The sequence below is a fragment of the Neisseria sp. genome (genome assembly GCF_030530745.1).
Classification (GTDB): domain Bacteria; phylum Pseudomonadota; class Gammaproteobacteria; order Burkholderiales; family Neisseriaceae; genus Neisseria.
Genome location: NZ_JAUMUI010000045.1, coordinates 1 through 9,216 on the forward strand (window position 1 = coordinate 1; position 9,216 = coordinate 9,216).

8 protein-coding genes and 2 tRNA genes are annotated in these 9,216 nt (G+C 53.1%); 5 read left to right on the forward strand and 5 right to left on the reverse strand.

Features of this window, described 5'->3' with window-relative positions:
* Nucleotides 1–70: 70 nt before the first annotated feature.
* A complete protein-coding gene (gene aroA / locus Q3970_RS10460) occupies nucleotides 71–1,363 on the reverse strand; it encodes a 3-phosphoshikimate 1-carboxyvinyltransferase (protein ID WP_303100514.1) in 1,293 nt (430 codons plus the stop codon).
* Between the two features lie 216 nt (nucleotides 1,364–1,579).
* On the opposite strand from aroA, the gene dalD reads away from it, so the two are divergent.
* The 5 genes from dalD to Q3970_RS10485 all read left to right on the forward strand — a co-directional run bounded on the left by dalD (nucleotide 1,580) and on the right by Q3970_RS10485 (nucleotide 7,006).
* Nucleotides 1,580–2,947, forward strand: coding sequence for a D-arabinitol 4-dehydrogenase (gene dalD / locus Q3970_RS10465; protein WP_303100515.1), 1,368 nt, complete (start codon nucleotides 1,580–1,582; stop codon nucleotides 2,945–2,947).
* 140 nt (nucleotides 2,948–3,087) lie between these two features.
* Nucleotides 3,088–3,543 (forward strand): T6SS effector amidase Tae4 family protein, encoded by a 456-nt coding sequence (locus tag Q3970_RS10470; RefSeq protein WP_303100516.1) that lies wholly within the window; start codon nucleotides 3,088–3,090, stop codon nucleotides 3,541–3,543.
* On the forward strand, nucleotides 3,543–4,052 hold the full coding sequence (locus tag Q3970_RS10475) for a hypothetical protein (protein WP_303100517.1): 510 nt from the start codon (nucleotides 3,543–3,545) through the stop codon (nucleotides 4,050–4,052). Before Q3970_RS10470 ends, Q3970_RS10475 begins: the two co-directional genes overlap by 1 nt.
* 44 nt (nucleotides 4,053–4,096) lie before the next feature.
* Nucleotides 4,097–5,566 (forward strand): xylulokinase, encoded by a 1,470-nt coding sequence (xylB, locus tag Q3970_RS10480; protein WP_303100518.1) that lies wholly within the window; start codon nucleotides 4,097–4,099, stop codon nucleotides 5,564–5,566.
* A 135-nt stretch (nucleotides 5,567–5,701) separates the two neighbouring features.
* Nucleotides 5,702–7,006, forward strand: coding sequence for an MFS transporter (locus Q3970_RS10485; protein ID WP_303100519.1), 1,305 nt, complete (start codon nucleotides 5,702–5,704; stop codon nucleotides 7,004–7,006).
* Between the two features lie 186 nt (nucleotides 7,007–7,192).
* Here Q3970_RS10485 and Q3970_RS10490 read toward each other — a convergent pair.
* From Q3970_RS10490 to Q3970_RS10505, 4 genes are all read right to left on the reverse strand, one after another.
* Nucleotides 7,193–7,282: transfer RNA gene (locus Q3970_RS10490), tRNA-Ser, on the reverse strand.
* A gap of 22 nt (nucleotides 7,283–7,304) precedes the next feature.
* Nucleotides 7,305–7,394: transfer RNA gene (locus tag Q3970_RS10495), tRNA-Ser, on the reverse strand.
* An 81-nt stretch (nucleotides 7,395–7,475) separates the two neighbouring features.
* On the reverse strand, nucleotides 7,476–8,255 hold the full coding sequence (gene yaaA / locus Q3970_RS10500; RefSeq protein WP_303100520.1) for a peroxide stress protein YaaA: 780 nt from the start codon (nucleotides 8,253–8,255) through the stop codon (nucleotides 7,476–7,478).
* Between the two features lie 37 nt (nucleotides 8,256–8,292).
* A complete protein-coding gene (locus Q3970_RS10505; RefSeq protein WP_303100521.1) occupies nucleotides 8,293–8,469 on the reverse strand; it encodes a hypothetical protein in 177 nt (58 codons plus the stop codon).
* Nucleotides 8,470–9,216 lie beyond the last annotated feature (747 nt).

Genomic DNA, 9,216 nt, shown 5'->3' on the forward strand with positions numbered 1-9,216 from the left:
ACTGTTGCCTGCCGTTTAATATAATGGCATTGACAGTTCAATACACTATCTTTGTTTTTTAATGAACGGTTTATTTTCTTAGCGAAGCGAACACATCGAAATAGGTGGGGAAAGTTTTGTGCGTGCATTTCGGGTCGTTGATAACAACCGGTACGCCCAGCAGCGACACCAGTGAAAAACACATCGCCATGCGGTGGTCGTCGTAGGTGTCGATTTCGGCATTCGGCGTGAGCGTGGCGGGCGGGGTGATGCGGATGGCTTCCGGTTCTTCAACCACGGTGGCGCCCACTTTGCGCAGTTCGGCCGCCATCGCGGCGATGCGGTCGGTTTCTTTTACGCGCCACGAGCCGATGTTGCGCAGCGAGCAGGGCGCGCCCGTGGCAAGGGCGGCCACGGCCAGCGTCATGGCGGCGTCGGGGATATGGTTGGCGTCTAAATCGAACGGCAGCACGGCTTGGCCGGCGGGGCGGGAAACTTCAATGAAGTTGTCGCCCCAAACCACGGCGGCGCCGATTTTTTCAAGCTCGTGTGCGAAGGCCACGTCGCCCTGAATGCTGTTTCTGCCGATGCCGGTAACGCGCACGGGTTGGCCGGAAAGCAATCCGGCGGCGAGAAAGTAAGACGCGCTCGAAGCGTCGCCTTCCACATAAACGTTTTCGGGCGCATGGTAGCGCGCGCCGGCGGGAATGTTGAACACGCGGTAGTTGCGGTTTTCCACGTTCACGCCGAACTGCGCCATCAGTTTGAGGGTGATGTCGATATAGGGTTTGGAAATCAGTTCCCCCACCATTTCTATGGCAAACGCCTCGCCGGTGAGCGGCAGCGCCATCAAGAGCGCGGTGAGAAACTGGCTCGACACGTTGCCTTTAATCGGAATCGTGCGCACGCCGTTGTCGGCGCGCCGGTTGATTTGCAGCGGCGGGTAGTTTTCGTTGCCCAGATAGCGCACGTCGGCGCCGGCAATGCGCAGGGCATCGACCAAATCGCCGATGGGGCGCTCGTGCATACGCGGCACGCCGTGCAGGTGGTAATCGCCGCCGAGCACGGCCAAAACGGCGGTAAGCGGGCGGAAGGCGGTGCCGGCGTTGCCCAAAAACAAATCGGCGCTCCGGTTGGGAAAACGCCCGCCGCAGCCGTGTACTTTCAGACGGCCGTCTGAAAGAAATTCGAGCTTCACACCGAGCGCTTGCAGGGCTTCGAGCATACGGTCGGTGTCGTCGGATTTGAGCAGCGAGTGGATTTCGCAAGTGTTGTCGGAGAGGGCGGCCAAGAGCAGCGTGCGGTTGCTGATGCTTTTTGAGCCGGGCAGGGCAATGGTGGAAGGTTTGATTTCGGCGGCAGAGAGTCGGATGGATTCGGTCATATCGTTTTGCGGCAGAGAAAAAATCTAAACCCGTATTATGCCAAGAATCGGGACGGATGAAAAACCGGCCGGAAGGCCGTCTGAAAAAGGAGCGGCGGTGTATTTAAAAAATGTTGACTTTTTGCTCTAAAACGTGCAAGAATGGTTTCGATTCTTTGTAAATCGTTGATATGTTTTAAATTTTATTCAAAACCAATAATCAAAGGAGTGCGCAGCATGAGCAAAAACACTTGGCTTCACATCGGCTTGGGCAGTTTCCACCGCGCCCATCAGGCATGGTATCTCAACGAATTAATCAAGCAGGGCGACGACAGTTGGACGATTGCGGCCGGCAATATCCGCAACGACAGCGAACACACCATCGAAGCGCTCACCGCGCAAAACGGCGAATATGTGCTCGAAACCGTCAGCCCGCGCGGGGAGAGGGAATATGAGGTGATTAAATCGATCCGCAAGCTGATTCCGTGGCAGGCAGATCTGGCGCCGCTAATCGAAGAGGGCGCGCAGGAAGCCGTTAAAGTGATTGCCTTCACCGTAACCGAGGCGGGCTATTACCTCGACAGCAATTTCAAACTGGTGCAGGGCGATCCTGCGTTGAAAGCCGATCTGGCGGGCGGGCACCAAACCATCTACGGCGTGATGGCCAAAATCCTCAAAAAGCGTATGACGCTTTCAGACGGCCGTGCAACCCTGCTCTGCTGCGACAACGTGCGCCATAACGGCGAACGTTTTCACGACGGCTTAATCGAGTTTCTCAAACTCACCGGCCAAAACGACATCATCGAATGGATGAAAAACCACGTTACCACCCCCAACACCATGGTCGACCGCATTGTGCCGCGCCCCGCCGAAGACCTGCCCGCCCGCGTGCAGGCTGCAACCGGCATGGCCGACAAGGCGCCGGTGATGGGCGAAAGCTTTATCCAATGGGTGATTGAAGACAATTTCAAAGACAACGTGCGCCCCGCGCTCGAAAAAGTGGGGGTGGAACTGGTGGAATCGGTGATTCCCTACGAAGAGGCCAAAATCCGCGTGCTCAACGTGCCGCATGCCGCCATCGCCTGGATGGGCACGCTGCTGGGCGAACTGTATATACACGACAGCACCAATATCGAAGCCGTGCGCAAAACCGCCTACGATTATGTTACCGAAGACGTTATCGCCAGCCTCGGCAGCGATTTGATCGATTTGGCCAAATACCGCGACGTGGTGCTTGAACGCTTCACCAACCCGTATATCAAAGACACCAACCAGCGCGTGGCCGCCGACGGCTTTTCCAAAATCCCCGCCCAAATCCAGCCCACGCTGATCGAGCGTTTCAAACAGGGGGCGCTGCCCAACGCCACCGCCAAACTGCCCGCACTGTTTTTCGTGTTTATGGAGCGTTGGCACGAAGGACGCCTGCCGTTTGCCTATCAAGACGGCATTTTAGATGAAGCCGCCGTGCATGCGATGTATGAATCGGCCGACCCTGTGCAGGCGTTCGCATCCGACAAGGCTCTGTTCGGCGAACTGGCCGGCAAGCCGGAATTTATAGAACTGATGCGCAAGCAGGTGGAGGAAGTGCGCAAACTGACAGCTTGACGATGCTGAAGGCCGTCTGAAAAACCACCGTTACAGATAAGGCAGTTATATCTGCCTTATCTTGATAGTTTACATGCGTTTTTTTATTTTGAAGGAGAAAATCATGGCTGTTCAAAAACGCCCGTCATGGGCTGCGGTTTATGCCGGTTATCCGAAAACGGCATCAGGGCGATTTGCCCGCTTCCCAGGTTTTTGCTTCTGTTTTCGGTAGCGGGTATGACACGAATACCTTTTCCAACGCTTGTGCAACAAGGCTTTCACTCGGATTGCTCAATGCGGGTATCCAGCCGCGCAAAGAGTTTCCCGTGAAGGAAGGGAGGTTTAAAGGAAAAAGTGTAACCACCAGTGCGGTCAATATGGTGAATTGGTTGCGGAGTAATTTTGGTACGCCGGATATTACGGTTGAGAATCCTATAACGAAAACAGCCATTTCAGCAAAAATAGGCAACCGAAAAGGTATTTATGCCATGTTGCCCAAAAGTACGACAGAGTTTAATGCCAGCGGACATGTTACTCTTTGGCATAATAATAGTGCGATTGGAAATAACGATTTTGCAGCATATGCGCGGGTTGTTTACTTTTGGGAGTTGAAATAATGAATAAAGTATTTTTATTTCTATTGTTTTTATGCTTTTCAACTATATCTCATGCCGAAATCAGAAACAGGCTTTTGCAAGATAAAGCGTCTTATCTAAGTTTTTTAGATTTGGGAAAGACTTACTGCATGGAAGAGTTGTTTAAAAAAACAAATAATTATAAGTTATCAAAGGGAAATGGCCTGTATAAGCGTCATTTTAATACCTTATACGGTCTTCAGTCTCCTTTGGCTTATCATTATCTTGATAAGGATATGAAAAAAGCTTTTGCCGGTTATCAGAGCAAACATCTTGATAACCTTATCAAAAAATACAAAGAACGTGAAGAGTATTTCAATATCAACCGCTCGCCGTTTTTGATTTGCAGTAAATTGTTTGCAGAAAATGCGGAAACTAAAAAACTATATCGGGATTTTCTCTACCATCCCGGTTACTACCTGAAGGATTCACACCCCGAATCGGTCAGGCGGATGGAGGCAACAATAGGTAAATGGACGGATAATCCCTGACGGCCTCTTTAAAATCCCCAGTTCATTTTAAAAGGAGAGCACCCATGTATCTCGGTCTCGACTACGGTACTTCCGAAATCAAAGCACTGCTGCTCGATGAGGGCGGCGGTATTGTCTGCACCCACGGCCTGCCGCTGTCGATTCAAAGGCCGCATCCGCAGTGGTCGGAGCAGGATGCACAAGAATGGTGGCGGGTAACCAATGATTTGATGGCCGTGATGCGCGAAAAGGCTGGTTCGGAGTGGGGCAAAATCAGGGCAGTCGGTTTGTCCGGCCAGATGCACGGCGCGGTTTTGCTCGGGCAAAACGATGAAGTGCTGCGCCCCGTGATTTTGTGGAACGACACCCGCAGCGCGGCGGAGTGCGCCGAATTGGAAGCCGCCGTGCCTGATTTGCACGGCATCACGGGCAATCTGGCGATGCCCGGTTTTACCGCGCCCAAGCTCTTGTGGGTGAAAAAGCACGAGCCGGAAATTTTTGTTCAGACGGCCTCTGTGCTGCTGCCGAAAGACTATATCCGTTTTCTGATGACGGGCAAAAAAGTTTCCGAAATGTCGGATGCGGCGGGCACCTTGTGGCTGGATACCGCCCGCCGCGGCTGGTCGGACGAAATGTTGGCCGCCACGGGCCTGAACCGCAGCCATATGCCCGAACTGGTGGAAGGTTCGCAGGTTTCGGGCCGTCTGAAAGCCGATGTGGCAGCCGCTTGGGGTTTGAATGAAAACGTGATTGTGGCGGGGGGAGGGGGCGACAATGCCGCCAGTGCCGTCGGCGTGGGCGCGGTGAACGCGGGCGATGCGTTTATTTCGCTGGGCACTTCAGGCGTGGTTTTTGTGGTGAACGACAGCTACCGCCCCGCGCCCGAAAACGCCGTGCACTGCTTCTGCCATGCCTTGCCCGGCCGCTGGCACCAAATGAGCGTGATGCTTTCCGCCGCTGCCTGCCTTAGCTGGTATTGCCGGCTCACGGGCGTGAAAGAGCCGGAACTTTTGGCTGAAATCGAAGCCCTAGGTGCGGAAGAAAAAGCCGCCGCGCCCATATTTTTACCTTATCTTTCAGGCGAACGCACGCCGCATAACGATGCACATGCCAGCGGCAGCTTCCACGGCATCCGCCACAGCGCCGATCGCGCCGTGATGGGGTATGCCGTGATTGAGGGGGTGGCCTTCGGCATTGCCGACGGCGTGCGCGTGCTTCGGGAAAGCGGCACACATATCGCCGAATGCACGCTTTTGGGAGGCGGCGCACGCAGCCCGTTTTGGGCGCAGCTCTTGGCCGACACTCTCAAACTTAATATCGTTACCCGCCAAGGCGGTGAAGCCGGTGGTGCACTCGGTGCCGCAAGGCTGGCCGCCCTGGCCTGCGGTAGAAATGAAGCCGAAGTATGCTCCAAACCGCCGGTAAAGCGCGGTTATACGCCCGATGCGGTTAAAGCCGGTTATCTGGAAGAGCGCTATGCGCGTTTCAGGGCGCTGTATCAAAACGATTCGGCTTTCAGACGGCATTATGGCTGAGGCCGTCTGAAAACCCGTTCCGGCTTTTATAACACATTACAACAACGTCGTTTACGGCTGTTTGAAGATCTGTCTGCACTCAATACCATGATTTCAGACGGCCTTTTACCAAGTCTCAAAATCAAGAGGTGTGTTATGAATAATTTGGAAAATGAAACCAAGCAGTGGCTGGGTATGCCGCTGAATCTGGTGTGGGGCTATGCCGCCATAGCGCTGTTTATGACCGGCGACGGCTTCGAGCTGGCGTTTCTATCGAAATACATCACCGATCTGGGCTTCAGCGAGGCGCAGTCGTCTTCGGCGTTTGCGGTTTACGGTTTCGCCGCCGCGCTGTCGGCTTGGATATCGGGTGTGCTTGCCGAAATTGTTACCCCGCGCAAGGCCATGATTGCAGGGTTTGTGATGTGGTGCGTGTTTCACGTTTTATTTTTGGTTTTCGGGCTCGCGGGCAAAAATTATTTCTTCATTATGCTGTTTTACGGCATTCGCGGTTTTGCCTATCCGCTGTTTCTCTATTCGTTTATCGTGATGATTGTGCAAAACGTAAAAAGCACCCAAATCAGCCCGTCGATGGGATGGTTTTGGACCACATATTCGGTGGGTATCGGCGTGTTCGGCAGCTTTATCCCCAGTCTCACCATTCCCGCTATGGGCGAAATGGGCACGCTGTGGCTGGCTTTGGCGTTTTGCGCGGCAGGCGGCATGGTGGCAGTGCTGCTGCTGCGCAATGTTAATGCCTATTCGCCCATGCACGGCCTTTCGCGCGGACAGAAGTTTTCAGAGCTCAGCCGCGCCATTACGCTCTTGGTTACCAACCGAAGCATTCTGTTTTCAAGCTGGGTGCGCATTATCAATACCTTGTCGCTGTTCGGTTTTGCTGTGATTATGCCGATGATGTTCACCAAAGAGCTGGGGTTCACCACTTCGCAGTGGCTGCAGATATGGACAGTGTTCTTCGCCACCACGCTCGTTTCTAACGTATTTTGGGGTATTGTCGGCGAGAAATTGGGCTGGATGAAAGTGGTGCGCTGGTTCGGCTGTATCGGTATGGCGGTTTCCACTTTGTGCTTTTACTATATTCCGCAGTATTACCATACCGTTGCCGAAGCAGGTGTAAACGGCGCAGGCACGGCCGAATTTATGGTGGCGTGGATTCCCGCCGTTCTGCTGGGCTGGTTTGTGGCTGCCTTTGTGCCGATGACGGCCGTGTTTACCACGCTTGAGCCAAATCACCAGGGAGCGGCGATTTCTGTGTATAACCTGTCGGCAGGGCTGTCGAACTTTCTCGCCCCCGCGATTGCCACAATCCTGCTGCCGCATTTCAGTTTTATCGGCGTGGTTTATGCATATACCGCACTGTATCTGTTTGCATTTGCAATTACTTATTTTATCAAGGTTAAGCAGCCCGGGTTCGACACGGAAACAGGGCAGGCCACCTGATACCGAGAACAGATACCGCATAGTTTTCAGACGGCCTTGAGGTATTGCAGGAAATCCGGGGCTTGGCATTTGATTAAGTATCCGTTTAACCAATGCAATGCTTCAGCCGCCGGTTAGTGCCGGCGGCTTACAAACGCCAAATTAAAAAAACAACCCGCCGGGTTTCGGCGGGTTGTTTTTTTAATTTGGCGGAGGCGGTGAGATTCGAACTCACGGAGGGCGCAAACCCTCGACGGTTTTCAAGACCGTTGCATTAAACCGCTCTGCCACACCTCCGGTCTTCAGTGGATTTTAAGATTGGCGGAAGCGGTGAGATTCGAACTCACGGAGGGCGCAAACCCTCGACGGTTTTCAAGACCGTTGCATTAAACCGCTCTGCCACGCTTCCGTTTCTTGAAAGCGGAAATATTAGCGTAAAATAATGTGCCTGCCAAGCATTTTGCGCTGGCGGGGGATTAGTTTTTTGTTTTTATTTGGATTGTTCCTTTCTTAGAAACACCCATTCGTTTTCTCCGGATGCGGCGGCGTTAAATGCGTAGCCTTCGCAGTCGAAATTTTTCAAGGCTTCCGGCTCGGTGATGCCGTGTTCGGCGGCGTAGCGCACCATCAGGCCGCGGGCGCGTTTGGCGTAGAAGCTGATGATTTTATATTGGCCGTTTTTTTCGTCTTTAAACACGGGCGTAATCAGGCGGGCGTTAAGTTTGGCGGTATCGACGGCTTTGAAGTATTCCTGCGAGGCCAGATTAACCAGTGTGCCGCAGCCGTTTTCTGCCAGTGTTTGGTTGAGTAGGGCGGTGATGCGGCCGCCCCAGAATTCATAAAGGTTTCTGCCGCGAGCATTGACAAACGGTGTGCCCATTTCCAAACGGTAGGGCTGCATCAGGTCGAGCGGGCGCAGCAGGCCGTAGAGGCCTGAAAGCAGGCGCACATGGTTTTGCAGGTAGGCTACGGATTGGCCGCCGAGCGATGAGGCGTCCAAACCTTCATATACGTCGCCGTTGAACATATACACGGCCTGTTTGGCGTTTTGGGGAGTGAAGGGCGTGTGCCAAGCGGCGTTGCGTTCTGCATTGAGCAGGGCGATTTTATCGGAAACGTGCATCAGTTCGGTGATTTGCTGCGGTGCGAGCAGGCGCACTTCAGCCATCAGCTTTTCGGCTTCGGCGAGCAGCGCGGGCTGGGTATATTCGGCAACCGGCGCAGGATCTTTTTCGTTGAGGTTTTTAGCGGGGGAGAGAACGAATAGCATATCGGTGTTCTTCAGTGGTTTTCAGACGGCCTTAACTTTAGTGGCAGTGTTGTAATTTGGCAAGTTCGGCACTGTTGCGATATTTTATGGTTGTGGTTGTCTGAATGGGGAGCAGGCCGTCAAGCGGCGGGAGGGCTTTGAGGGTTATCTGCACCACCATTTCGCTGACGGATCGGCAGTTCATGGCATGGGCGACGATTTTGAGGTTGAGCACGTGCTGATTTTTTTTAAATACAAAACAACTGGTTAAAAACATTCAAATCATTAATGCGTATAAAAACGATTATTAATTATTCAACCGTTGATGGGGGAGTCGACACGCATTCACCAATACTGAAAAGGCCGTCTGAAACTGCTGCTGGTGGCGATACTGGATATGGCGCATTCAACCAACATCGACCCTTTGGAAATCATTGCCAGCCTTGGAATCAACCGCGCCTGAGAATGCGACAAACAGCGGCTTATCGACGCGTGGCATGATGCGGCCGTCAAAACCGTAGGAAACAGACGCGACGAAGTCGGACACGGCGGGGAGGGGGTACCGCCACCGCAGGTAATCCAACTTCGCATAATGGTAATTATGTTAAATTTTATATTGCATCTGAATTCGACAATGTAGCGGATTCAATTAACTTTCGATACAAGGCAGCAAGCCGCAGACAGTACGGGGACGGTACTGTAAGGTGTGGCGGCAACGCCATAGCACAAGTTAAATTAATCCGCTATAGAATCCTTTCTCTTTTCAACAGCATGGTACAGCGGTATGCTCATCTTGCTCCGGGCATTTGCACGGACACGCTGATTTGTTGGACGGTCCCGGTCTTGGTTTCGGTACAAATTTGGCACACCCAAAGATAGGCGGTGGCAAAGAAAAAAGCCTAAACGGTTGTTTAGGCTTGGAAAATATGGCTCCCCGACCTGGGCTCGAACCAGGGACCTGCGGATTAACAGTCCGTCGCTC